The 605-nt window shown below is 44.8% G+C and carries 1 protein-coding gene; it reads right to left on the bottom strand.

The genetic code is table 11. The annotated features are described in order from the left end of the window. Positions 1-542, bottom strand: a 542-nt coding sequence (locus QEH53_RS23940) for an AMP-binding protein (protein ID WP_309025762.1), incomplete at its 3' end; no start/stop codon positions are given. Positions 543-605 lie beyond the last annotated feature (63 nt).

The raw sequence follows: 605 nt of genomic DNA on the forward strand, positions 1-605 counted from the left end.
CCAATCGGACACAGGCCATCTCCTTCATCCAAGATATATATGCGGTAATTCGGCAGCGGCTTACCAATAGAAACGCCATACTCACATGCCAACCCCACTTGTACAGAAGTAGCATTCACAGTAGTTTCGGTAGGCCCGTAGGTATTATAAAGTAAATCCAAATTAAACGACGACAATATTATCTTCGAGTCCTGTTCCCTCAGAAGTTCTCCACCAGACACAAATCGCATCGCAGATTCGAAAGGCTTCGTCCATGCCCCTTTAGGTAAAGCTCTAGTCATTTCGACAAAATAGCTAGGGGTGCTGCTTAATAGTGTTATTGAGTATCTTAATAGATATTCCCTAATTTCATATGGGTTCAAGATTTCCTCATTTTTGAGTATGTGCAAAACTCCTCCTGTAATCAGCATTCCGAATATCATTTCAATTGAGGCATCGAAACACATAGAGCTCGTCAATGCACCAGAATCGTTCTCATTACATCCATACTCCTCAATCACCCATCGCATCAGATTAACGACGTTCCGGTGCTCTATCAGCACGCCCTTTGGCCTGCCCGTGGATCCCGAGGTGTAGATGCAGTAGATCAGGTCCGACGGAGAGCC

Source organism: Pelagicoccus sp. SDUM812002, from assembly GCF_031127835.1.
Classification (GTDB): domain Bacteria; phylum Verrucomicrobiota; class Verrucomicrobiia; order Opitutales; family Opitutaceae; genus Pelagicoccus.